This is a genomic window from Rhodococcus sp. R1101, assembly GCF_000278445.1.
GTDB lineage: Bacteria > Actinomycetota > Actinomycetes > Mycobacteriales > Mycobacteriaceae > Rhodococcus > Rhodococcus gordoniae.
Map to the genome: position 1 here is coordinate 14113 of NZ_AJVB01000006.1, position 22766 is coordinate 36878.

Here is a 22766-nt window from a genome sequence, read left to right on the forward strand (position 1 = left end):
AGAGATTTCCGGGGGCGTGATGAGTTCTCGCCGAGTGCTCGGTCTGTATCCGTGACACCCACACCGCGTCCCGCACAGGGACGATCGAACACAGGAGAAACCATGTCGCGCATGCTGTTCGTCAACCTCGCCGTCGAGAACGTCGCCGCCTCCCGAGAATTCTTCGATCAGCTCGGATTCACCTTCAACGACATGTTCTGCGACGAGAACACCGCGTGCCTGGAGATCAACGAGCACACCTACGTGATGTTGCTCGAGAAGCCGCGTTTTCGCGACTTCATCAACGACGACATCTGCGACACCACGAAGGCCCGCGAGGCGCTGATGTGCGTGTCGGCCGACACTCGCGAGGCCGTCGATGCGCTCGTGGACGGTGCCGTCGCCGCGGGTGGCAGCGAATGGGTGACGTCCGGCGGGCAGAAGGCGCAGGAGGAGATGGGGGACTTCGCCCATCAGCGGGCCTTCCTCGACCTCGACGGCCACGTCTGGGAGGTCATGTGGATGGACATGTCGGCCGCAGCGCAGGCGTGGGCACCGGATGACGCCGAGGAGAACGCCACCGCGTAAGGCCGACCGTGCGGTTCAGCGGGCTGCCGGGTCCTCCGGCAGCCCGAATCGGGCGAACAACGCAGTGGTGTCGTCGGAGAAGAAGACGGTGGCGTGCGTGACTCTACCGTCGACGATGTCGAGCACTTGCAGTTGGAAAGGGTGGTGGTGGCCGTCCTCCCCTCGCATGTACAGCCCGAACGCCGGTTGGCCGTTCGCCACGGCGGGAAGCAGCACCTGGTCGCCGGGTCCCTTCGCGGGACAGTTCTTCTTGATGAGGGTGACGATCGCGTCGGGACCCCGGTACCAGCCCTCGAAGGGAGGCATCTCCCAGACGGCGTCCTGGGTGAGCATCTCGACGAGCGAGTCGATGTCGTACTTCTCGAAGCCGTCGACCCAGCGTTGCAGCAACGCCTTGGTCTCGGCGCTGTCGGGTTCGGCGAGCTCGTCGTCGCGGACACGGGCGTCCTTCAGCTGTGCGCGCGCCCGCTGCAGGAGGCTGTTGACCGCCGCCGTCGACGTGTCGAGCGCGGCCGCGACCTCGGTGGCGCGCCACTGCAGGACTTCGCGGAGCAGCAGGACCGCCCGCTGGCGAGCGGAGAGATGCTGCAGGGCCGCGACGAACGCGAGACGCACGGAATCGCGGGAGGCGGCGATGGTGGCAGGATCCGATGGATCGTCGGTGGTGTACCCGGCGGGGAACGGTTCGAGCCAGGGCACCTCGGGACGGGTGACGAGATCCTCGGTGGGATCGGAACTCGGCGCACCGAGCCCGGTGGGCAACGGCCGGCGACTGCGACCTTCGAGCGCCGTCAGGCACACGTTGGTGGCAATCCGGTGGAGCCAGGTGCGCAGTGAGGAGCGGCCGCCGAAGTTCTCGTACCCGCGCCAGGCGCGCAGGTAGGTTTCCTGGACCAGGTCTTCCGCATCGTGCAGCGACCCGCTCATGCGGTAACAGTGTGCGAGCAGTTCTCGGCGGAACGGCTCGGCGAGCTCCATGAAATCGGTCGACGTCGATGTCGAGCCGGTTGATTCCTCGAGCAGTTGTTCGGTCATGAGCGCGATACCCCCGGCTGGTCGGACCCGAATCCGCTACCCGTCAGAGAGTAGTCGGGGGTACCGACAGACGACAGCGATAATCGTGGGGTCTCGATCGGGGCGCCGGATGCAGGTACCGTGCACGCAGTCGCGCCGAGGTGAGCGCGTGGTGGACGGAGTGGGGACAGGTCGTGCACGAGTACACGCTGCGCGAGGGCGTATCGGACGGACAGGGCCACAGCGGACAGGACCACAGCGGACAGGACCACAGCGGACCCGACTGCACCGGACCGGTCGGACCGTACGCGAACGGCCTCCCGCCCGGCGCCCTGGACGTCGAACGACCCGCGCTCGACCGATTCGGGCCGGCAGAGCTCGGGCGGGCCGTGGTCGTCGCCGCCGTCCTGATCGCCTTCGTGGTGTGGGCGGTGCTGCGGTGGACCGTCCGGCCCCGGCAGCACAGCGTCGTCGAAGCGGCCGCGCACGGCACCGTCGACGCCTTCGAACATCTCGGACCGACCTTCGTGAAGCTGGGGCAGCTCATCGCGTCGTCGCCCGGATTGTTCCCCGCCCCCCTCGCCGATGCGTGCCTGCGCATGCTCGACGACGTTCCCACCTTCCCGTCCGAGCAGGCCCGCGCGGTGATCGAGGAGGATCTCGGACATCGCATCGACGAGATGTTCGAGTCGTTCGACGACGTGCCGCTCGCTGCGGCATCGGTCGCACAGGTGCACGGTTGCGTGCTACGCGACGGCCGCCGGGCGGTCGTGAAGGTGCAGCGACCGGGGATCGCGCACCGCATGCTCGTCGACCTGCGGGCCGCTTACGTGGGTGCGAAAATGCTGCAGATCTTCGAATTCTTCCGCATCGCGAACACCCCCGGAATCATCCGCGATCTCCACAATGCGACGATGACCGAACTCAACGCGGCCGTCGAAGCGGATCGTCAGGATCGCTTCCGCCGCAACATCTCCGCCTTCGACGACAACCGCTACGTCACGGTGCCCGAGGTGTACTGGCAATGGTGCGGACCGCGGGTGATCTGCATGGAGCGACTGCAGGGCAAGCCGGTCGACCGGGTGGTGCCGGGCCAGGACGATCTCGACACCTCCCTGCTGGTGCGCCGCGGCGTGAAGGTGTGGATGGAGGCGGTGCTGTGTCACGGCCCGTTCCACGGCGACGTGCACGCGGGCAATCTGTGGCTGCTCGACGACGGGCGCGTGGCGCTGCTCGACTTCGGCATCGTCGGCGAACTGCCCGACGAGTGGCGCGCTCTGTTGCGGGCGTTGTTCCGCGCCGCACTGCTCGACGGGAACTTCACGGCGGTCGCGCAGAGTGTGCGGGCCCTCGGGGTCGCTGCCGACCTCGACGTCGACGACGCGGCGGTCGGACGGCAGGTCGCCGAGATCTTCGGCCCTCTGCTCGGCCAGGACGTGGGGGAGTTGCGGCTCAGTGAGCTGATCGGCGCGCTCGTCTCGCTCGGACGCAGATGGAACACGTCCACTCCCGAGGAACTCGTCTTGTTCGGGAAGCAGCTCGGATACTTCGAGCGTTACGCGACCGCGCTGGCACCCGGCTGGGTGCTCGGCCGCGATCCGTTCGTCTTCCGCAACATCTTCCCGGAGGAAGTCGCCATAAGAATCGCCGAATCGAACGTGAGCCTGCCCGACTGAGGCAGAACCCCGTTCGGCCTTTACAGGATCCGTCGCGCCCCGTAATTTGAACGATCGTTCGACCAAAATATGGTGCGAGCCACACTGGCTACCGGAAGGACCGCGACCTCAATGGAAACTTCGCAGGACGTCGTACTGAGCACGCGCGACGGAAACGTCGTGACCTGGACGATCAACCTTCCGGAGGCGCGCAACCCGATCTCGGGTGACGCGGTCGTCGACCGCCTCGTCGAACTCGTCGAGGAGGCCGACCGCGACATCGACACCCGCGTCGTCATCCTCACCGGCGCCGGATCTGCCTTTTCCGCCGGCGGCAACGTCAAGGACATGGACGAGCGTCGCGGCATGTTCGGCGGCGCACCCCACGCCCTGCGGGAGGGTTACCGCCGCGGCATCCAGCGCCTGCCCCGCGCCATCTACCACTGTGAGGTCCCGATCATCGCCGCCGTCAACGGACCTGCCGTGGGTGCCGGTTGCGACCTCGCGATGATGTGCGACATGCGGATCGCCTCGACGAAGGCGTTCTTCGCGGAAAGCTTCGTCAAGCTCGGCATCATCCCCGGCGACGGTGGCGCCTGGCTGCTGCCGCGCGCGATCGGTGCGGCGCGCGCCGCCGAGATGGCCTTCACCGGCGATCGTGTCGATGCCGCGACGGCGCTCGACTGGGGCATGGTCTCGCAGGTCGTCGAACCCGAGCAGCTCCTCGACGCCGCGAACGCGCTCGCCGCGCGTGTGGCCGTCAACCCCCCGAACGCACTGCGCATGACGAAGAAGCTGCTGCGCGAGGGCCAGCGCGTCGACCTCGACACGCTCCTCGAACTGTCGGCCTCCCTCCAGGCCCTCTCGCACCACAGCGAGGACCACCGTGAAGCCCTCTCGGCGTTCCTCGAACGACGCACCGGCGACTTCACCGGCAACTGACATTCCATCTCCCAGAACCCGAGGACACGCCATGCAGCGGACGATCTTCACCGAAGAACACGAGCAGTTCCGGAAGATGGTGCGCGACTTCATCGAACGTGAGGTCGCGCCGCATCGCGAGGAATGGGACGAGATGGGTCGCCCGCCCCGCGAGTTCTTCCGCCGGCTGGGCGAACTCGGCATCCTGGGGATCCAGGTCCCCGAGGAGTTCGGCGGAAGCGGCGAAACCAGCTTCAAGTTCAACACCATTGTCTTCGAAGAGGTCGCCCGCGCGGGAGTCTCCTTCGGCTCCTACACGGTGCACGCCTGCCTGATCCTGCCGTACCTGCTCGAATACGCCACCGAGGAACAGAAGCGCCGCTGGCTGCCCGGCTTCGCCGACGGCTCGATCATGACGGCGATCGCGATGACCGAGCCCGGCACCGGGTCCGACCTCGCGAACATCGCCACCTCGGCGAAGCTGTCCGCGGACGGCAAGCACTACATCCTCAACGGCGCCAAGACCTTCATCACCGGCGGCGTCACCGCCGACCTCATCCTGACGGTGTGCCGCACCAGTCCGTTCGATCCCGAGAACCGCCGTGGCGGACTGTCGATCATCGCGGTGCCCACCGACAGCGAGGGCTTTGCAGTGGGCCGCAAGCTCGACAAGATCGGCCTGCACCAGCAGGACACCGCCGAACTGGCGTACACCGATGTGAAGGTGCCGGTCGAGAACCTCCTCGGCGAGGAGGGGGCGGGCTTCGACTATCTCACCCACAACCTTCCCCAGGAGCGTCTGAGTATCGCTCTGAACCAGGTCGGTTTCGCCGAGGCCGCCATCGCCCACGCGATCGCATACACCAAGGAGCGCACGGTGTTCGGAAAGCCGGTCGCTTCCTTCCAGAACACCAAGTTCGTGCTCGCCGAGTGCTCCGCCGAGACCCAGGCCGCGCGCGTCTACGTCGACCACTGCCTCGAACTGCTCGACCGCAAGGAGCTGACCGTCGCCGACGCGGCTCGCGCGAAACTGTTCTGCACCGAGGTCGCCGGACGCGTGATCGACAAGTGCCTCCAATTGCACGGCGGCTACGGCTACATCACCGAGTACCCGATCGCCCGCCTGTACGCCGACACCCGGGTGACCCGGATCTACGGCGGCACCAGTGAAGTCATGAAGACGATCATCTCCAAGGATCTGGGGCTGTAGGGATGTACCCGGGACGTTACGCCGCCGTCGCCCCGGACCGGCCCGCGGTGCACGAGGCCGCGACCGGTCGGACGCTCACCTACCGAGAGCTCGAGGACGCGTCCGTCCGGTTCGCGCACTGGCTGCGCGCACACGACGTCGGGAAGGGCGACCACATCGCCGTCCTCACCGTCAACGACGCCACGGCGTTCGAACTGTACTGGGGTGCAGTGAGGTCGGGCGTGTACGTCACCTTCGTCAATACCCATCTCGCTCCGGCCGAGGCCGCGTATATCGTCGACGACTGCGACGCGAAGGTGCTCGTGGTCTCGTCACCCCTCGCCGGCCTCGCCGAGGCGATCGTGCCGCTCACCCCGAGGGTGGCGCACCGCATCGCATTCGGGGGAGAGGTGCCCGGACATCTGGTGTACGAGGAGGAGGTAGCGGGCCTTCCGGTCACCCCGATGGCGGACCAGCCGCGCGGCAGCGACATGTTGTACTCCTCGGGCACGACCGGCCGCCCCAAGGGCATCGAGCCGGCTCTCTCCGGGGCCCAGGTCGGTGACGAGCCCGGTCCTCCTCTGCTGAAGCAGGTGCGCCGGTTCGGTTTCGACGAGAACACCGTGTACCTGTCGCCGGCACCGATCTACCACGCCGCGCCCCTGCGATACGGCGTGTCGACGCAGGCGCTCGGCGGCACGGTCGTGCTCATGGACCGGTTCGATCCCGAGCGCAGCCTCGAGTGCATCGAGCACTACCGCGTGACCCACAGTCAATGGGTACCGACGCATTTCGTGCGTCTGCTGAAACTGCCGCGTGAGGTCCGGGAACGCTACGACCTGTCGTCGATGCGGTGCGCGTTGCATTCGGCCGCGCCGTGCCCCGTCGAGGTCAAGCAGGAGATCATGCGGTGGTGGGGCGAGATCGTCTACGAGTACTACTCCGCGACCGAGGCGATCGGCAATACCCTCGTCACGCCGCAGGAATGGCTCGACAAGCCCGGAACGGTCGGGAAGACCGGTGGTCCCGGCACTCTCGGTTTCGCACGGATCTGCGACGAGCGCGGCAACCGGTTGCCCACCGGTGAGATCGGCACCGTCTACTTCGAACGGGACGACTTCTCGTTCGAGTACCACAAGGATCCGGAGAAGACGGCGTCCACGCGGCACCCCTTCGAGGAGAACTGGTACACCACCGGCGACATCGGATATCTCGACGAGGGCGATTATCTGTTCCTCACCGGGAGGGACAAGTTCACGATCATCTCGGGTGGGGTGAACATCTACCCGCAGGAGATCGAGAGCGTCCTCGCGCTGCACCCGTCGATCGCCGACGTCGCGGTGGTCGGCGTGCCGGATGCGGACCGCGGCGAACGCGTCGAAGCGTTCGTGCAACTCGTCTCCGGTGCAGAGGGATCCGACGAGCTCGAAGAGGCCGTCGTCGAGTTCTGCCGGGAGCGACTCTCGCGCTTCAAGTGTCCCCGGCACGTGCGATTCGTCGACGAACTGCCGCGCACGCCGACGGGCAAGATGGTCATGGGCAGGCTCGGCGATCTGATCGCGCAGTACGCCGATACCGGAGCGTCGTCGTGAGAATGCTGTCGCCGAAACAACGCGTCTTCATCGAGGCGGGCCGGAAGGAATTCGTGCGCAACGGATACGGTTCGTCGTCGATCCGTACGATCGCGCAGGAGGCGGGCGTGAGCCTGTCCGCCTTGTACTACCACTACAAGAACAAACAGGATCTGCTGCTGGCGATCCTGCTCGACGGCGTCGACACCTACGATGCCGTCTGCGAGGCAGAACTTGCCCGTGTCGGCGACCATCCGGTCGAGCAGATCCGTGCGTTCGTCAAGGGAAACGTCGTCTTCCGCACGCAGTTCCCCGAACAAGGACGCATGATCGCCACCGAGGTGCGCAACCTCGAACCCGAGGGCGCGCACCTGTACGAGGAGCGCCGGCGTGCCGGTCGGAAGAGGATCCGCGACATCATCGATCGTGGTGTGGCACAGGGCGTTTTCACCACGAAGTATCCCGACGACTGCCGCCGGTCGATCCTGGCGATGGTCTCGGCGATCGCCAACTGGTACGACCCTGCCGGACCGGACACCTCGGACGAGATCGCGGAACGCTATGCGGACCTGTCGCTGGCGCTGCTGTGTCCCACCGTCACCGGTGGAGAAGGAGATTCACGATGAGTGCACGACTGGTGCCGAGGGCGGGCACCCCCGACCCGGCACTGACCGAACTCCGTGCCGAGGTACGGGCGTTTCTGAAGGAACAGATCGACGCGGGAGTGTTCACGCCGGGCATCGACACCTGGTTGACCCGATGGAACCCCGAGTTCACGCGTGCGCTGGCCGCCCGCGGCTGGGTCGGCATGACGATTCCCGTCGAATACGGCGGACACGGACGAACTTTCATGGAGCGGTTCGTCGTCACCGAGGAGTTGCTCGCGGTGGGAGCGCCGGTCGCCGCCCAGTGGGTCGCCGACCGCCAGGCCGCTCCGTCGTTGCTGAAGTACGGTACAGAGGAGCAGAAGCAGCGATTCCTACCGGGCATCGCGGCGGGTGAGATCTGCTGGGCCATCGGCATGTCCGAACCCGACTCCGGCTCCGACCTCGCGAGTGTGAAGACGAAGGCGACCCGCGTCGACGGTGGGTGGCGGATCTCCGGCACCAAGCTGTGGACGTCCGGGGCGCACCACGCCGACGCCTTCTTCGGTCTCGCCCGCTCCGCCCCGCTCGATCCGGCGCACCGCCACGACGGACTGAGCCAGTTCATCGTCCTGCTCGACTCGCCCGGTGTGACCATCCGGCCGATCCTGTCGATGTCCGGCGACCACCATTTCAACGAGGTGCTGCTCGACGAGGTCTTCGTCCCGGACGATCTGGTGCTCGGGCAGATCGGCGCCGGCTGGGAGCAGGTGACGAGCGAACTCGGCTACGAGCGCAGCGGTCCCGAACGCTTCCTGTCGACCTTCGGGGTGCTCGAGTCCCTCGTGCAGGGTGTGGCGGACGGCAGCGTCGAACCGGACACCCGTATCGGGGCGGCCATCGGCCGCATCGCGGGAATGCGTCGCATGTCCACCGCGGTCTCCGAATCACTCGAGCGCGGCGAGAACGCCGAGCTCGCGGCGTCGGTCGTGAAGGTGCTCGGCACGAAGACGGAGGGCGATCTCGCCGATCTCGCCGACGAGATCGCGGGGTACACCACGGCCGACGTACACCTGGCCGAGCTCGTCCGGTCCGGCGTCATGCAACGACCGGGCTTCACGCTGCGCGGCGGCACGAGCGAGATCCTCCGCGGGGTCATCGCACGAGGATTGGGGATGAGATGAGCGGGCAGGACGCACTGCAGTCGACGGAACTGCGCGACTTCGCGCAGATGCTGTCCGGGGTGTTCACCTCGGGTGACGACCACCGCATCGGTGAGGTCGTCGAACTCGATCGTGCCCTGTGGAACACCCTCACCGAGCTCGGCCTCGATCGGCTCACCGGTTCGGAGGAGCACGGCGGAAGCGGCGCGGGCTGGCTCGAGGCCGCCCTGCTGCTCGACGCCACCGGCGGTGCGGCTGCTGCCGTACCGGCGGCCGAGAACGACCTGCTCGCGGGGTGGTTGCTCGAGACCGCCGGATTCGAGGTCACACCGGGTGTGCGTACCGCGACGGTCCTCGATGCCGAGGGCCGGGCACGTCACGTGCCGTGGGCCCGGTTCGCGGACTCCATCGTCGTGCTGTGGGAGTCGCCGCAGGGATGGCAGGTCGCCGAGGTCCCGCGCGGAGAGGCCGAACTCGTCGAGGCCGTGAACCTGGCGGCGGAGCCCCGCGACCACCTGTGCGTCGACTTCGCCACACTCACCGGGCGTGACGTTCCGGCAGGTGTCGCCGACGAGTTCCGCTACCGCGGCGCGCTGGCCCGGGCGCTCGCCTCCGCGGGCGCGATGGATCGGATCCTCGAGCTCGTCGTCGAACACACCACGGCGCGAGTGCAGTTCGGTCGCCCGCTGGGCAAGTTCCAGGCCGTGCAGGCGCTTGTCGCCGACATCGCCACCGAGGTCTCGCTCGCGCACGCCGCCGCCGACGCTGCGGTCGATGCCGTTCTCGCCGGAGGATTCGGGGATGCGTCGACGCGTTTCGCGATCGCTGCCGCGGCGTCGTGCGCAGGTCACGCGGCGTCGGTGGTCGCCCGCAACGCGCATCAGGCGCTCGGTGCGATCGGTTTCACGATGGAACACGAACTGCACCGGCATACCAACCGGATCCTGTCGTGGCGCAGTGAATTCGGCACCGTCGCCGCGTGGGATTCCGAACTGCTCGCTGCGGCCGGTGAGGCCGGGGACGTGTGGGCGCTGATCACGGATGGCCCGGCACGCTGACGATCGTGCGGGATCAGGCGGCGTGGCCCGCAGTGCCGTTCTCGGGGCGGTCCGTGACGTCGAGACCGGGAGCCAGGATGTCGAGCAGCATGCGCACCTGACGCGTGGGTGCGACGATCCGGAAGAGGCCGGGGCGAATATGGTCGGCATCGGCCAGCGTCGAGGCCACCTCGGAGTACATGAAGGTCACCTCGGACAGGTCGACGACGACGTGATCGCCCGAGTGCGCGAGATCGCAGAGCGTCGCGGCGAACTCCGCCCGGGCGGTCATATCGAGATCGCCCTTCGCGCGCAGGACACTGCAGCGACGGGACGGCGAGTGAACGTCGAGGCGGTAGCGCGGTGCTCGGGCGACGGTCGCGGCAGCGGCTCGTGAGAGTGCGTCGGTGTGGGTGACGATCCTGCGGGTGGTGCTCGTACGTGTGCTCACTGCGGTCTCCTGTCGGCGTGGATTCGTGCCGTCCGGTGCGGGCTGGATCCTGAGCAGACGGGCGGCCTGCTGGGGGTCGGGGTGAGAACTCGCGTCGGGCTTGCACAGAGCCTGTCCGACGGACATCGCTTCCCTACGTACCATTCCATAACGGAATGGTAACTGAAGATCACTGTTCGATAACTGAGCTGCCTCGAGCTGCAGAAACAATCGAAGACGTAAGATTCGTCGGCCCGCGCGGGCGATCGGTGCCCGGAGGTGGGATGCTGGACCGATGAGCGCTGTTCCTGCCGCCGACGCGGAGACCGCGTTCGGCGGCCTCGTCGTCGAGACGGAGTTCGCCCCGATCCACCGGCTCGACAATGGTGCCCTCTCTGCCGTCGAAGTCCAGCTGCGGGGTCCCGAAGGTTCGTCGTTGCACGACGCGACAGCTCTGAGTGAGACGGCCCGGGCCATGCATCAGAAGTCGGTGCTGGATCGCATCAAATGGCAGCGGGCCGGCAACCATCCCGACTCGGCGGTGCCGCATCTGGTCACCGTCGATCTCGATTCTCTCGACGAACTCGGCGCGCTCGGCGATCGCCCGGAGCCGGCGAGGATCGTGCTGATCACCGAGCGGTCGCTGATCGCACGCCCCGCCAGGACGCTGCGCACCATCGCCGCGGCGCGCACCGCGGGCATGCTCGTCGCGGTGGACGGGGTGGGGGCGCGAGCTCAGGCGCTGGCGCTGCTGCCGCTCGTCGAACCGGACGTGATCATCACGTCGCCCGCCTTGATCGGCCGTGCCGCCGACGCCTCGACGGCGAGGGTCGCGCACGCTGTTGCCGCGTACATCGAGTCCAGCAATGCGGTCGTGATCGCGCAGGGCGTCGATTCGGAACTGCATCGCCGCCGCGCTCTCGGATTGGCGGCCCGATACGGTATGGGGCAGCTGTATCGGGTGCGCGCGACAACGAACAGGGATGCCGCGCAGTCGGATTCGGATATCGATCCCCTGCCGCTGCATCCGCGTCCGGGTGTCGCGGACGATCCCGCACTCACTCCTTTCGCTCTGGCATCCGAAGGACGCAGGCGCACACGCAGTTTCAAGCGGCTACTGGTGTCGATGAGCAAGCTGCTCGAGACCAATGCAGTGGGAGCCGGACCGGAGACGATCGTCCTCGGCACCTTCCAGCGCGCCGAGCACTTCACGCCGACCTCACGGGCGCGATGGGCGCAGCTCGCCGAACAGGTCGCCTACACCGGGGTCTACGGTGTCGGGATCGATCCCTATGTCGACTCCGCAGTGCACCACGCGCCGTTGGATCCGGACGATCCGATGGTCGACGAATGGAACGTCGTCGTCCTCGGCCCGCACTTCGCGTGTGTGCTCGCCGCGTTCGACATGCACACCGAGGCAGCAGATCTCGATCGTGAATTCCAGTACGTCCTGTCCTACGACCGTGGCACCGTCATCCGGTGCGCCCACAGCATTCTGGCGCGCTTCGAAGGGTGACCCGCGAGGCACGGTTCAGGTCGGCGGCGGGGCCTCTGCGGGGGCCGTCCGGGGACGGACCAGGGTCGCGCGCGCCGCTCGGGCGACGGCCCCGCGATCGTAGGAGACGACGTACTCGAACTCCCGCTCACCATCCGCCGATCGGCGGTGCAGGTCGAGGGCGGAGAGCGCGCATGCGAACGACTCTCCCAGCAGGATGACGTTCCACTCGTCGACGAGGGGATCGTTCGGCTCGATCGGAACGAGGTTCGTGCGCGACGTGCCCGCCCCGAAGCCGACCGCGAAGACCGCGACGTGCGCGAGGGCGCCGGCCATCGACATCCAGCGTCTCCTCGCCGCTCCGGTGAAATGGTCGCGGTGCTGGAAGGTGCCCAGCGCGATCACGTCGGCACCGGCCTCCGCGGCCCGGGCCTCGAGATCAGCGCTCATGGAGACCAACAAACCTTTCCCGCTCCGCACGCACTCCCGCCCCGCCGACAGGATGCGGAAAGGGGACGCGGTTGCGGCGTCGAGCGGCGCGCTCCAGGTGGGCTCCCGGAACAACAGGTTGCGCCGCGACGAAGGTTCTGTGCCGTCCTCCGGGACAGACAGTGCTGCGCCGCATCCGAAGCCGATGCCGTGAGCGAGCGCGGCATGGCGATGCAGATCGGAGTCGATGCCCTCGGCGACGACGACCGAGTTCGTGCGCTCGCAGTGTGCCCGCAAGGACAACAGGGTGGTGGCGGCACGCGCATCGGATGCGACGAGCGCGTCCGCCGGCACGACGACCACCTCCGGCTCCACCAGTGCCAGGACGACCGTGGCGCGTGGCGTCGATGCCGCGATGCGCACGGCCACGGCGACTCCGCGCTCACGCACGGCGGCGATCCGGTGCAGGACGACCGCCGGATCGGTGAACAGTTCGTCCTCGTCGACCAACGCGACGGCATCGCGCACGACCGTGTTCTCCGCCGAACCGTGCGCGAACTCGGTCGACGGGGCGAAAACGGGGATGTCCCGCCCGGCACCGGGATCCGTCGCGATCGACGACACTGCGGTGGCAACCACGGTGCCGTCCACCAGGTCGTGGATCGCGCTCGCGTGCATGACGTGCCGCCTTCCGCATCACGCGGCGGTGGGTCCGCCGGGCATCACAGGGACGTACGCCGGGCCGCCGAAGGCAGGGTCCGGTGCGTCGTCCGTTGCGGACATCCTGCCAGCCACCGCGTGCGCGCAGTCGACGGGCTTCCGGTGGATCACCGCAGATACAGGCGTACCTTGTCGATCTCGTTGCGCAGCAGGTCGATCTCCTCGGCGGTGGGATCCTCGGTACGCGTGAGGTCGTCGGAGACCGTCAGATCCCAGCCGGTCGCCGCGCGAACGTCGTCCACTGTGACACCGCGGTGGATGCTGGTCAGTACGAGTTCGCCGAACGGATCCTGCCGGGACAGCACACCCAGGCTCGTGAACACCTTCGTCACCCCGCGGCCACGCGGCATGATGCCGACGCCGGCCTCGCGGGCGCGCACCGGGCTCGGCGACGTGCAGAAGTCCAGTTCGGCGGGAAAAGCGCTCGGATCGTGGCGTCGCATGATCACGAAGACCTCGCCCGCGTTGGGCATGATCTCGACGGCTCCGCCGCCGCCCGGCAGTCGCACGGTGGGCTTGTCCCAGTCACCGATGACGCTGGTGTTGAGACTGCCGTAGCGGTCGATCTGTGCCGCGCCGAGGAATCCGACGTCGACGTTTCCACCTTGGAGCACGTACCCGAACAGGGACGCCATGGACACGACGGATTCGGCGCCGGAGACCACGACGGAGTCGGCGATACCCTCGGCCATCGCCTCGGGGTGCGCGCCGCAGACGCCGGATTCGTAGATCAGCTCGACATCGGGATTCGACGTGCGGGCGGCGAGGTCGACGGCGAGGGTGGGCAGGCCCACCCCGGCGAAGACCCGGGCCTTTCCGGCCAGGGCCCGCGCGGCGACGGAGACGATCAGCTCGGTGGTGGAGAAGGTTTCGGTAGCAGTCACTTTCGGCTCCCGTAGTCGACGGTTCCGGAGGGGCGCGGCGCGACCTCGAGGTCGGCCCAGTAGTCCTCGCCCAGTTTCTCGAGGTATTCGGAGTGATCGCTGGTGGTGAGAACCCATTCCTTCAGCCACGTGCGCAGCTGCTGGGGGTCCTTGCTGATCGCGGTCCAGCGACGGTAGAACGCACAGTCACGGTCGTAGTAGCCCTGCGCATAGGAGGGGTGTGCTCCGCGCGGGCACAGCACGACCGCGTCCACGGCGTGCGACGGGACGAGCGTGCGGCTCGGGTCGGAGCGGATCACGTCGTCGTCGACGATCTCCTCGACCACCACGATGGCCTTCTTCGCCGCGTACACCGCTTCCTGCTGGACACCGGCGATACCCCAGATCTGGACGTTTCCGGCGTGGTCGGCGCGTTGGGCGTGGATGATCGTCACTTCCGGGTTGAGCGGAGGGACGACGTACACGCTGCCGCCGCCGAAGGGATCGTCCACCAGCCGGATGTTCGGGTTGATCTTCGGCAGGTCGCTGCCCGCATACGATCGCAGGGGGAAGAAAGGCAGCCCGGCCGCCCCGGCCTGGTAGCGGCAGACCATGCCGTAGTGGCTGTACTCCTCGACCTCCAGTGCGACGGGGTCGTGGTTCTCGATGCGCCGGCGGATCTCGTACAGCGACCCCGCCGAGCCGCTCGCGAAGAACGACGCGACGAGTTTCGATACGCAATCGGCGGCGATGAGCTGGTCGGAGACGATGTCGGGGGTCATGCGGCACAACGTCAGGTCGCGCCTGCCCTGCCGGATGATCTCGTGCGCGGCAGCGAAGGGAATCAGGTGCGAAAAGCCTTCGAGCGCAACGGTCATCCCGTCTTCGATGTAGGTCGCGACGGCCTCGCGCATGGTGATGATCTTGTTTGCTGGCATACGAAAATCTCCCGACGACGTGAGTGTATTCCGACTCTGTCACGGGCGTCGAAGAGCGTCCAGTGCAAAATTGTGATCGTATTATTGCGGATTCTGAAATAATGGGGGCCGTGGACCTCCCTCAGATCAGCGTCTTCCTCGTCTGCGCCGAGGAATTGCACTTCGGCCGGGCGGCGCAGCGACTGCACCTCACCCAGCCCTCCCTCAGTCGCACGATTCGCCGGCTGGAGAAGAATCTGGGGGCGGAGCTGTTCGAACGAAGCACTCGGCGGGTGCGTTTGACCGAGGCCGGACGCGCCCTTGTCGAGCCTGCTCGCGCGATCCTCAACGCGGTGCGGATGGCCGAGATGGCCGTCACGGCGGCAGGTCGCGGCCGAACGGGGAGAGTGCGGATCGGTTTCGCGGCATCGTCGTCACATCATCTGGTCGGACGATGGGCCCAACTCGTCCGGCGGACTCATCCTGGGATCGAATTCGTCCTCATCAGTTCGGCCTATGCCGGTGACGTGGTCGACGGCCTACTCGAACGAACGCTGGATATCGGTCTCGTTCGGTTGCTTTTCTCTCCTCCCGGGATAGCGTCCCGGGTGGTTGCTCGTGAAGACTTGGTGGTAGGGCTGTCGCGCCATCACCGACTGGCCGAGAAGCGGACCGTTCGGATGAAGGAGCTGGCAGGGGAGTCGTGGGTGATGTTCCCGGCGGATCGCGGTTCGATGCTTCGTGAACTGCTGCTCCGGACGGCGGACGAGTCCGGCTTCTCGCCGAGGATCGTGCAGAGCGCGCCGGATTCGCTGTCGCTGGTCGCTCTCGTCTCCGCTGAGGTCGGCTGCACGCTGACCGTCTCATCGGTGGCCGAACACGTGGTCAACGACGACGTCGTCTTCGTTCCGCTCGATGGCTGCCGGCCGATCGACGTGCGCTTGGTGTGGCGATCGGACGACACCAGTGCTGCGCTGACGGAAGTTCTCCGTTTGTCGGAGGAGGCGTTGCCCTCCTTCGGCCCGCGACCGTGATCGGCCATCTCCGACGGTCCCGGTCGGGCTCCGACGGGCTCGGGGTGAGAAGCGGAAGGCCTCGGGGAAGCAAATCCTTGGGAACCCGGGTTTGTTGGTGTAAAGATTGTCATAGATTATCGGGGATGATGAAGCCCGGGGACCCGGGGAGTCCGACGGGTGGAGGTGTTCTATGGGCCGGGTGGGGCTGCGACCGCAGAAGACGGCGATGTTGGTGGCACAGCGGATCGTCCAGGACATCAATCGCAGAGGGAACAAGGTCGGCGATCGCCTCCCTCCCGAACGCGTCATGCTCGACGAATACGACGTGGGGCGGGGGACGCTCCGTGAATCGCTACGGTTCCTGGAACTTCAGGGCGTGATCGTCCTCAAGCCGGGTCCGGGCGGCGGCCCGATCGTTCAACAGCCCGACAGCGAGGGGCTGGCGACGTCGATCACGCTGTTGTTGCAGTTCGAGAACGCGCCCTTTCGCACGATCGTCGAGGCGCGGACCGCGCTCGAACCGATGATGGCGCGGCTGGCTGCGGAACGGATCAACGACGAGCAGTTGGCCACGCTGAAGTACTCGGTGGACCACATGCGGGAGAATCTCGACGACTCCGAGATCTTCCTCGAGATGAGCCGGGTCTTCCACGACACCGTGGCCAAGGGGTCGGGTAACGCGTTGTTCGGTTATCTCATCCACGCCCTGCTCGACATGCTGGATGGAACAGCGATGGGAATGGAGTACTCCGAGCGTCATCGAAAGGCGACTCTCGATATCCACGAGAAGATCTACAACGCGGTCGCCGGCCGTGATCCCGAAGCCGCGCTGACCGCGATGGAAGAGCATATTGCGGGCATCTGGCGATACGAGCAGAAGCACTATCCGGAGGCTCTCGAAACGCCGATCGCATGGGGCAATCAGGGCTGACATCGCCGGATACGACTCCTGCGCGGATGGCGGGGCAACCGAAAGGTTGCCCCGCCGTTGTCGTTTTGCTGCTTCGAAATCCGGGCGATTCTGCAGGTCTTCGACACGCTGTTGACAATGGATCCAATGATGCGCATCATATTGGTGATCTGCATCACGAATGCTGGGCGGTTGTCATCAGCCCCACGAATGGAGAGCGGTGCATGGCCATTTCACGCACGACCCGATGGAAGTCTCTCGGCGGTACGACTGCCGCACTCACCCTCGCTGCGAACCTCGTTGCAGGATGCGCCGTCTCGGGCGCTTCCGGAACCGGCACGGGAAGCAGTGGCGGGGTGGACTACGGCGCCACCGAAGAGGACTACATCGCAGCCTTCGAGGATGTCGAGCCGATCCGCCTGTTCACCCAGTCACCGGCTCCCAAGGGATCGGCGACCGGAGTGCCCGTCGAGAAGTACCTCGACACGATCACCGAATGGTCGGGCGGCAAGATCACCTTCGACGTCGCGTACTCGAATGCCGTTGCGCCGCCGGCAGAGATCGACAACGCTCTCATGGACGGACGTCTCGATCTCGCCCACATCATTCCGCAATACGAACCGTCGGAGTACCCGGCGACCACCGCCCTGATCGACTCGAGCTTCGCTTCCCTGCAGACACCCCTGCAGGGTGCGCTCCAATCCAATGCCTGGGCGAACCAGGTCGCATTCGACACACCCGAGTTGCTGTCGGAATACTCCGACAAAGGCATGAAGCTTCTTCTTCCCATGTACAACTCCGGTGCGAACGGTCTCTTCTGTGCCACCGCGCGACGAGATATCGCCGCCACGCGGGGCGCCCAGGTGACCGCGTCCGGACTGTCCATCAACGCCGAGGTCGCCGCACTCGGCGCCACGCCGGTCTCGATTGCCTACACCGAGCTGTTCGAAGCCCTCGAACGCGGCATTGCCGATTGCTCGGTCACCTCGTTCACCGTCGGGATGCTCGGTGGCTTCCTCGGTCAGACCCCGCATGCCGTGATCGACCCGGAAGTGGGTCTTGCGGTCGGCTGGGGTGGAATCGCAATGAGCGAGCAGGCATGGGATTCGCTTCCCCTTGTTGCGCAGCAACTGATGTGGGACAGCCTCACCGTCTACCTCGAATCCAACATCGAGGACAAGATCCTGCCCAACACCGTCGACGGGATGAACGCGCTCCTCGAGTCCGGAGGCAACGTCTTCCCGTACGAGGAGGACGCGCGTGAAGCCCTCCGCACCGAGAACCGGCGACTGCTCGACGCCCAGCGCAGCAACGGAGCCTTCGAGGACGGAGACGCGTTCGTCGGCCGGATCGAATCCTCCACGGCCGACTGGGCCGCCACAGTCGACGAGCTCGGCTACGAACGCACCACCTACGAAGAGTTCGCTCGGACCTACGAGCCCGGGGCGATCGATCTCGCAGATTACAGCGCGAAGGTCTACGAGGAGATCTTCCTTCCCCACCGCCCGTCCTGACCCGACAGGAGTTCGACAGATGACGCACGCCAGGGGCTGCCCTGTCAGCCACACCGATTACACGCAGGAATCGGAGATCTACGGCCACTACACCCTGCTCGACGACGAAAGGGAAGCTGCCAGGTTCCACTTCAACGACACCACCGAGCGCGGATTCTGGATGCTCACCCGGTACGACGACGTCCTCGCCGGCTTTCAGAACCACGCGAACTGGACCACCGCCGTGCGGACCGCGCTGTTCCCCGGAAGCACGATCCGGCTGCTCCCGCAGGACCTCAACGGTGAAGAGCACCAGAAGTTCCGCCGCATCATCAACCCGTTCTTCGCGCCCGCCGCCGTGCGGCGGATGGAAGAACTGGCACACTCGCGGTGCGTCGAGTTGCTCGAAGAACTACGTCCCAAGGGACGCTGCAACTTCGTCGCGGAATTCGCCATCCGCTACCCCACCGACCTGTTTCTGGTCCTGATGGGACTCCCGGTCGAGGACGGTGACTTCTTCCTGCCGTGGACCGAGGAGATGTTCAACTGCATGCTCCAGGGCGACCTGGAGGGCGCGGAGGCACCCAAGAAGAAGATCCTCGACTACTTCACCCGCGCCATCGAGGAAAGACGCGCCAACCCCCTGGATCCGGCCGAGGACATGGTGACTCGGCTCGTGCAAGCCGAACTCGACGGCGAACCGCTCTCGCACGACACGATTCTGACCACCTGCCTGTCGATCATGCTCGCCGGACTCGACACCACGCGCTCGGCGCTCGGATACATCTTCACCCACCTCGCCCAGCACGACGAGGACCGCCGCCTGCTCGTCGAGGAACCGGAACTCACCCGCGACGCGGTCGAAGAGTTCATCCGGATGTACCCGCTGGTGATCCAGGCCGGCCGGGAGGTGCAGGAGAGCTGCGAGTTCGAAGGGCTCGAGATGGCCGCTAAGGACGTTATCTGGCTCGGAATCGGTTCGGCCAACAGGGATCCGCGTAAGTATGACGAGCCGGACAAGTTCGTGCTGGGACGACCCGGGCTGAACCAGCATCTGGCCTTCGGTGCCGGCCCGCACCGGTGCCTGGGAATGCACCTGGCCCGGCTCGAACTGGCCGTTGTCCTCGAGGAATGGCACAAGCTGATTCCGAACTACCGGATCAAGGAGGACGCGACTCTCGTCGAGCGCGGTTCCCAGTTGACCCTGAAAGAACTCGAGTTGGAATGGGATGTCTGAGATGACGATGTCGATCACCAGGGACAAGTGCATGGGGCACGGCCGTTGCTACTCGGTGGCACCCGATCTGTTGTCCGACGACGAAGAGGGTTTCGTAGCCCAGGCCGGTCAGGAGTTCGAGGTAGACGGTGAACTGATCGGTCAGGCCGAGGCGGCGGTGGGCGCCTGCCCGGAGCAGGCGATCCACTTCGCGCGGTAGGTCAGATCGGCCAGCCCTGTTCGAGATCGGTTCCCATGTGCAGGTCGATGGTGAGCGACTCGAACAGGGCATCGGCGTTCGTCGCCCGGATCTCGGCTGCGTAGGTGCCCCAGCCGATACCCGAACTCCGGTCCGTTCTCGCGGTGTACCCGAAATAGCACTCGAGGACGACCAGGCCGGACTCGCCGGTGGTGACACGCGGCTGACAGATGAAATGCCGTTTCTCGGACGGGTCGATCGAGCGGGCGTTCCGGAAGAAGCCGGTGATTTCGTCGCGACCGCGGTACGTCCCGCGGCTCGTTCTCAGTTCGCCGCCCGAAGCAAACAGGGAAGCAACCGATTCCGGTACGGGTGCATCGAGCAGCGCTGCGTATCGGTGCATCAGGCCGGACGCTTCCCGCTCTACCTCCAAGGTCGCCACACGTGTAGCGAGATCATGTATGAGAGAGTGTAATTCGGTATCCATTGCGAGCCTTTCCGATCAGGTTTCGGGGGTAGGGTGACTATAGGTGATGTCGGCGGCATCGAACGAGATTGTCGAAGGAGATTGCAGCGTAATTATTTTCGATCGGTATTCGGGGAAGGTACGTCGTGGATCGGTTCGAAGGGAAAGTCGCTGTCGTCACCGGCGGAGCCAGCGGTATAGGCGAAGCGGTGGTGCGGCAGTTGCACGCGGAGGGCGCCTCGGTCGTCGTCGCCGACGTACAGCAGGCTCCGGGTGACGCGCTCGTCGCCGAACTCGGTGAGCGTGCACGTTTCGCCCGCACGGACGTAACGGTCGAGGCGGATGTCGCCGGTGCGATCGATCTCGCCGTCGAGGCATTCGGCCGACTCGACGTGATGTTCAACAACGCCGGTGTGATGGGCACTCTCGGCCCCATCGACCGGACCCCGATGGGCGAAGCGGACCTCACCCTCGCGGTGAACCTGCGCGGCGTCCTGTGCGGATTCAAACACGCCGCCCGCGTGATGAAGCCTCAGAGATCCGGAGTCGTCATCTCCACTTCCAGCCCCGCGGGTGTCCTCGGTGGCGTGGGACCCCACGTATACAGCGCCGCCAAGGCGGCGGTGGTGGGGCTGTCGAACTCGGTGGCGGCCGAACTGCGACCCTTCGGGATCCGGGTCAACACCGTGATCCCCGGGGCCGTGATCTCACCCATGACGGCCGCCGTGGTCGGTGGCAGTGCGAACGATCTCACCGGCGCGGCTGCCGCGCTCGGCGAGTCCGCGCCGATGGGGCGGGTGATCTCCCCGGAGGACGTCGCGGCAGGCGTGCTCTTCCTGGCGAGCGACGACGCCGCATTCGTCACCGGAGCCACCTTCCCCGTCGACGCGGGCATGACCGGGATCCACGGACGTTCCCCCTACACCAGTGGGCGCTACGAGGAACCGACAACTCTTCTCGAAGCCGGACGCGCAGGAAGCACACCCACACGTGCGTGATCGCACGCATCGACACGATCGAACGATCGAACGAACGAACGAACGAGGAGTACATCTGATGTTGACGGGTAAGAGGACGCTGGTCACCGGTTCCGCACAGGGAATGGGGCGCGACATCGCCCTCGAGTTCGCGCGCCGTGGCGCGGAATTCGTCGGTGTGGCGGACCTCAACGCCGACGGTGCGGCGGAGGTGGCCGCCGAGATCGAGGCGATGGGTGTCGCTTCGCGTGCCATCCCGGTCGACCTGTCGGACGGCGCCGCCGTCGGTGGAATGATCGAGACGGCGGTGGCGGCAGCCGGCGGACTCGACACGCTGGTGAACAACGCCGGCGTCATGGAGAACACCTTCACGGACAACACCTCGTTCGAGGAACTGCCGGAGGACGTGTGGGACAAGGTTTATGCGATCAACGTGAAATCGGTCTGGCTGGCCACGAAGGTGGCAGCACCGCACCTGCGGGCCTCGACACGCGGCCCGTCGGTGATCAACGCCGCGTCCGTCGCCGGCATGGTCGGCTACGTCAGCACTGCCTACCCGTCGAGCAAGGCCGCGGTCATCCAGCTCACCCGCACCTCGGCGATCGCGCTGTCGCCGGAGGTGCGGGTCAACGCCTTCGCACCGGGATCGATCGAGACCCCGATGAGCCGCGCCTACCTCGACGCCGCCGAGGACGACGAGATGCGGCAGGCACGGCAGCGCGCGATGGTCGGCGCGCACCTCATCCCGCGGTTCGGCACGGGCGACGAGATCGCGAAGGTCGCCGCCTTCCTGGCGTCGGATGATTCGTCGTTCCTGACCGGCATCGTCGTGCCCGTGGACGGCGGTACCACGGCGTGGCGTGGACTGCGGTCATGACGACCGCGCTCACCGCCGCGGCGATAACAGGTATCGGCGAATCGCAGTTCGGGCGGTCGGTGGACCGTCCGCTCGCCCGTCTCGTGCTCGACGCGTGCCGCGCCGCACTCGACGACGCCGGGCTCACTGCATCCGAGATCGACGGCGTGGTTGCCGCGGGCGCCTATCCGGGCCCGGACGAGGTGTCCGTCGCCCTGGGTATCGACCGCACGTACACGGCGTCCCCGGGCATCCCGGCCGGTGCCGGACCCCTCGCGGCCGTCGAGACCGCACGCGCGGCCGTCGAGTCCGGCCGAGCGTCCACCGTGCTGGTGTATTACGGCTATGCCGGGTCGAAACCCGGAGGGCCGTACGGCTTCCACGCCCAGGATCCGGTCAAGGCGAGCCTGGAGATGCCGTTCGGCTGGTACGGGCAACCGGTCTACTTCGCGGCCTGGGCCCAGCGCTACTGCCATACGTACGGGCTCGACACCGACGAACTCGGCTCGATCGCCGTCTCCAACCGGATGTGGGCGACGATGACACCCGGTGCGCAGCGTCCGAAGCCTCTTACCGAGGCGGACTACCTGTCCTCACCGATGATCGCGTCGCCGCTGCGCGCGGCCGATTGCTGCCTGATCTCCGACGGGGCGGGCGCCGTCGTGGTCACCACCGTGGAACGCGCGCGGGATCTCGCCCGGATACCGGTGGTCGTGGCGGGCTCGTCGACCGTCGCGGTCGGGCCGTCCATGACGTCCTACTTCACGCAGGCCGAGGACATGTGCTCGTTCGGATCCGCGGTGTCGGGACCACGTGCCTTCGCCGAGGCGGGACTGACCCCGGCGGACGTCGACGTCGCGGAGATCTACGACTGTTTCTCGATCTCCCAGGCGATCCAGGTGGAGGACCTCGGGTTGTGCGGCCGCGGCGAGGCATTGTCCTTCCACCGGGACGGGCATACCCGCCCCGGCGGTTCCCTGCCGGTCAACACTCACGGCGGGCACCTCGCCTACGCGTACGTACCCGGGATCGTGCACGTCGTCGAGGGCGTTCGTCAGCTTCGCCGCGAACGCGGGGC

At 66.6% G+C, this 22766-nt stretch carries 23 protein-coding genes; 17 read left to right on the plus strand and 6 right to left on the minus strand.

Annotated elements, in window-relative coordinates; translation table 11 throughout:
- Window positions 1-102: 102 nt before the first annotated feature.
- On the plus strand, window positions 103-567 hold the full coding sequence (locus tag R1101_RS0101295; protein WP_016931683.1) for a VOC family protein: 465 nt from the start codon (window positions 103-105) through the stop codon (window positions 565-567).
- Window positions 568-582: 15 nt separating this feature from the next.
- Here the strand turns inward: R1101_RS0101295 and R1101_RS0101300 are convergent, their stop codons facing one another.
- Window positions 583-1602 (minus strand): sigma-70 family RNA polymerase sigma factor, encoded by a 1020-nt coding sequence (locus R1101_RS0101300; protein ID WP_016931684.1) that lies wholly within the window; start codon window positions 1600-1602, stop codon window positions 583-585.
- Between the two features lie 140 nt (window positions 1603-1742).
- On the opposite strand from R1101_RS0101300, the gene R1101_RS0101305 reads away from it, so the two are divergent.
- The 7 genes from R1101_RS0101305 to R1101_RS0101335 all read left to right on the plus strand — a co-directional run bounded on the left by R1101_RS0101305 (window position 1743) and on the right by R1101_RS0101335 (window position 9722).
- Entirely contained in the window at window positions 1743-3257 is a 1515-nt protein-coding gene (locus tag R1101_RS0101305) for an ABC1 kinase family protein (RefSeq protein WP_016931685.1), read from the plus strand.
- A 111-nt stretch (window positions 3258-3368) separates the two neighbouring features.
- A complete protein-coding gene (locus R1101_RS0101310) occupies window positions 3369-4178 on the plus strand; it encodes a crotonase/enoyl-CoA hydratase family protein (protein ID WP_016931686.1) in 810 nt (269 codons plus the stop codon).
- A 31-nt stretch (window positions 4179-4209) separates the two neighbouring features.
- Window positions 4210-5367 carry an acyl-CoA dehydrogenase family protein gene (locus R1101_RS0101315; RefSeq protein ID WP_016931687.1) on the plus strand — a complete coding sequence of 386 codons (1158 nt, stop codon included), beginning with the start codon at window positions 4210-4212 and terminating at the stop codon, window positions 5365-5367.
- A gap of 2 nt (window positions 5368-5369) precedes the next feature.
- Window positions 5370-6938 (plus strand): acyl-CoA synthetase, encoded by a 1569-nt coding sequence (locus tag R1101_RS0101320; RefSeq protein WP_016931688.1) that lies wholly within the window; start codon window positions 5370-5372, stop codon window positions 6936-6938.
- Between the two features lie 2 nt (window positions 6939-6940).
- Complete coding sequence (locus tag R1101_RS0101325) at window positions 6941-7543, plus strand: TetR/AcrR family transcriptional regulator (protein ID WP_016931689.1); 603 nt, start codon at window positions 6941-6943, stop codon at window positions 7541-7543.
- Entirely contained in the window at window positions 7540-8685 is a 1146-nt protein-coding gene (locus R1101_RS0101330) for an acyl-CoA dehydrogenase family protein (RefSeq protein ID WP_016931690.1), read from the plus strand. Before R1101_RS0101325 ends, R1101_RS0101330 begins: the two co-directional genes overlap by 4 nt.
- Window positions 8682-9722: an acyl-CoA dehydrogenase family protein gene (locus R1101_RS0101335; protein WP_016931691.1), complete on the plus strand. Its 1041-nt coding sequence runs from the start codon at window positions 8682-8684 to the stop codon at window positions 9720-9722. The genes R1101_RS0101330 and R1101_RS0101335 overlap by 4 nt, the downstream gene beginning before the upstream one ends.
- A gap of 13 nt (window positions 9723-9735) precedes the next feature.
- On the opposite strand, the gene R1101_RS25655 is transcribed toward R1101_RS0101335, so the two are convergent.
- Window positions 9736-10152 carry an STAS domain-containing protein gene (locus R1101_RS25655; RefSeq protein WP_037221909.1) on the minus strand — a complete coding sequence of 139 codons (417 nt, stop codon included), beginning with the start codon at window positions 10150-10152 and terminating at the stop codon, window positions 9736-9738.
- A 274-nt stretch (window positions 10153-10426) separates the two neighbouring features.
- Here R1101_RS25655 and R1101_RS0101345 point away from each other — a divergent pair, with 274 nt between their 5' ends.
- On the plus strand, window positions 10427-11647 hold the full coding sequence (locus R1101_RS0101345; RefSeq protein ID WP_016931693.1) for an EAL domain-containing protein: 1221 nt from the start codon (window positions 10427-10429) through the stop codon (window positions 11645-11647).
- Window positions 11648-11662: 15 nt separating this feature from the next.
- On the opposite strand, the gene R1101_RS0101350 is transcribed toward R1101_RS0101345, so the two are convergent.
- The 3 genes from R1101_RS0101350 to R1101_RS0101365 all read right to left on the minus strand — a co-directional run bounded on the left by R1101_RS0101350 (window position 11663) and on the right by R1101_RS0101365 (window position 14576).
- Window positions 11663-12733 (minus strand): DICT sensory domain-containing protein, encoded by a 1071-nt coding sequence (locus tag R1101_RS0101350; protein WP_016931694.1) that lies wholly within the window; start codon window positions 12731-12733, stop codon window positions 11663-11665.
- 149 nt (window positions 12734-12882) lie between these two features.
- The gene (locus tag R1101_RS0101360) at window positions 12883-13659 is read right to left on the minus strand and encodes a 3-oxoadipate--succinyl-CoA transferase subunit B (RefSeq protein WP_016931696.1); all 777 of its coding nucleotides are present in this window, start codon (window positions 13657-13659) and stop codon (window positions 12883-12885) included.
- Window positions 13656-14576, minus strand: a complete 921-nt coding sequence (locus R1101_RS0101365) for a CoA transferase subunit A (RefSeq protein WP_026002760.1) — start codon at window positions 14574-14576, stop codon at window positions 13656-13658. The genes R1101_RS0101360 and R1101_RS0101365 overlap by 4 nt, the downstream gene beginning before the upstream one ends.
- 110 nt (window positions 14577-14686) lie before the next feature.
- Here R1101_RS0101365 and R1101_RS0101370 point away from each other — a divergent pair, with 110 nt between their 5' ends.
- The 5 genes from R1101_RS0101370 (at window position 14687) to R1101_RS0101390 (ending at window position 19410) form a co-directional block, all read left to right on the plus strand.
- The gene (locus tag R1101_RS0101370; RefSeq protein WP_016931698.1) at window positions 14687-15589 is read left to right on the plus strand and encodes a LysR family transcriptional regulator; all 903 of its coding nucleotides are present in this window, start codon (window positions 14687-14689) and stop codon (window positions 15587-15589) included.
- A 172-nt stretch (window positions 15590-15761) separates the two neighbouring features.
- Window positions 15762-16502 carry a FadR/GntR family transcriptional regulator gene (locus R1101_RS0101375; protein WP_037221907.1) on the plus strand — a complete coding sequence of 247 codons (741 nt, stop codon included), beginning with the start codon at window positions 15762-15764 and terminating at the stop codon, window positions 16500-16502.
- Window positions 16503-16705: 203 nt separating this feature from the next.
- On the plus strand, window positions 16706-17995 hold the full coding sequence (locus R1101_RS0101380) for a C4-dicarboxylate ABC transporter substrate-binding protein (RefSeq protein WP_026002761.1): 1290 nt from the start codon (window positions 16706-16708) through the stop codon (window positions 17993-17995).
- Between the two features lie 19 nt (window positions 17996-18014).
- A complete protein-coding gene (locus R1101_RS0101385) occupies window positions 18015-19211 on the plus strand; it encodes a cytochrome P450 (protein ID WP_016931701.1) in 1197 nt (398 codons plus the stop codon).
- 7 nt (window positions 19212-19218) lie between these two features.
- On the plus strand, window positions 19219-19410 hold the full coding sequence (locus R1101_RS0101390) for a ferredoxin (RefSeq protein WP_232284644.1): 192 nt from the start codon (window positions 19219-19221) through the stop codon (window positions 19408-19410).
- Between the two features lies 1 nt (window position 19411).
- On the opposite strand, the gene R1101_RS0101395 is transcribed toward R1101_RS0101390, so the two are convergent.
- Window positions 19412-19831: a nuclear transport factor 2 family protein gene (locus R1101_RS0101395; RefSeq protein WP_016931703.1), complete on the minus strand. Its 420-nt coding sequence runs from the start codon at window positions 19829-19831 to the stop codon at window positions 19412-19414.
- A gap of 170 nt (window positions 19832-20001) precedes the next feature.
- Between R1101_RS0101395 and R1101_RS0101400 the strand changes: the two genes are divergently transcribed.
- From R1101_RS0101400 to R1101_RS25660, 3 genes are all read left to right on the plus strand, one after another.
- Window positions 20002-20853, plus strand: coding sequence for an SDR family NAD(P)-dependent oxidoreductase (locus R1101_RS0101400; RefSeq protein WP_016931704.1), 852 nt, complete (start codon window positions 20002-20004; stop codon window positions 20851-20853).
- A gap of 58 nt (window positions 20854-20911) precedes the next feature.
- Entirely contained in the window at window positions 20912-21709 is a 798-nt protein-coding gene (locus tag R1101_RS0101405; RefSeq protein WP_026002764.1) for an SDR family NAD(P)-dependent oxidoreductase, read from the plus strand.
- Window positions 21706-22766 (plus strand): thiolase family protein (locus R1101_RS25660; RefSeq protein WP_037221910.1); only part of this gene is annotated, 1061 nt, incomplete at its 3' end. The genes R1101_RS0101405 and R1101_RS25660, both read left to right, overlap by 4 nt.

What these genes read in the sequence shown, in the direction of transcription:
- R1101_RS0101325 (WP_016931689.1), top strand. Translation starts at nt 6,941, where the DNA reads ATGCTGTCGCCGAAACAACGCGTCTTCATCGAGGCGGGCCGGAAGGAA.
- R1101_RS0101310 (WP_016931686.1), top strand. Translation starts at nt 3,369, where the DNA reads ATGGAAACTTCGCAGGACGTCGTACTGAGCACGCGCGACGGAAACGTC.
- R1101_RS0101330 (WP_016931690.1), top strand. Translation starts at nt 7,540, where the DNA reads ATGAGTGCACGACTGGTGCCGAGGGCGGGCACCCCCGACCCGGCACTG.
- R1101_RS0101375 (WP_037221907.1), top strand. Translation starts at nt 15,762, where the DNA reads ATGGGCCGGGTGGGGCTGCGACCGCAGAAGACGGCGATGTTGGTGGCA.
- R1101_RS0101315 (WP_016931687.1), top strand. Translation starts at nt 4,210, where the DNA reads ATGCAGCGGACGATCTTCACCGAAGAACACGAGCAGTTCCGGAAGATG.
- R1101_RS0101300 (WP_016931684.1), bottom strand. Translation starts at nt 1,602, where the DNA reads ATGACCGAACAACTGCTCGAGGAATCAACCGGCTCGACATCGACGTCG.
- R1101_RS0101380 (WP_026002761.1), top strand. Translation starts at nt 16,706, where the DNA reads ATGGCCATTTCACGCACGACCCGATGGAAGTCTCTCGGCGGTACGACT.
- R1101_RS0101390 (WP_232284644.1), top strand. Translation starts at nt 19,219, where the DNA reads ATGTCGATCACCAGGGACAAGTGCATGGGGCACGGCCGTTGCTACTCG.
- R1101_RS0101345 (WP_016931693.1), top strand. Translation starts at nt 10,427, where the DNA reads ATGAGCGCTGTTCCTGCCGCCGACGCGGAGACCGCGTTCGGCGGCCTC.
- R1101_RS0101385 (WP_016931701.1), top strand. Translation starts at nt 18,015, where the DNA reads ATGACGCACGCCAGGGGCTGCCCTGTCAGCCACACCGATTACACGCAG.
- R1101_RS0101365 (WP_026002760.1), bottom strand. Translation starts at nt 14,576, where the DNA reads ATGCCAGCAAACAAGATCATCACCATGCGCGAGGCCGTCGCGACCTAC.
- R1101_RS0101405 (WP_026002764.1), top strand. Translation starts at nt 20,912, where the DNA reads ATGTTGACGGGTAAGAGGACGCTGGTCACCGGTTCCGCACAGGGAATG.
- R1101_RS0101320 (WP_016931688.1), top strand. Translation starts at nt 5,370, where the DNA reads ATGTACCCGGGACGTTACGCCGCCGTCGCCCCGGACCGGCCCGCGGTG.
- R1101_RS0101350 (WP_016931694.1), bottom strand. Translation starts at nt 12,733, where the DNA reads ATGCACGCGAGCGCGATCCACGACCTGGTGGACGGCACCGTGGTTGCC.
- R1101_RS0101295 (WP_016931683.1), top strand. Translation starts at nt 103, where the DNA reads ATGTCGCGCATGCTGTTCGTCAACCTCGCCGTCGAGAACGTCGCCGCC.
- R1101_RS0101335 (WP_016931691.1), top strand. Translation starts at nt 8,682, where the DNA reads ATGAGCGGGCAGGACGCACTGCAGTCGACGGAACTGCGCGACTTCGCG.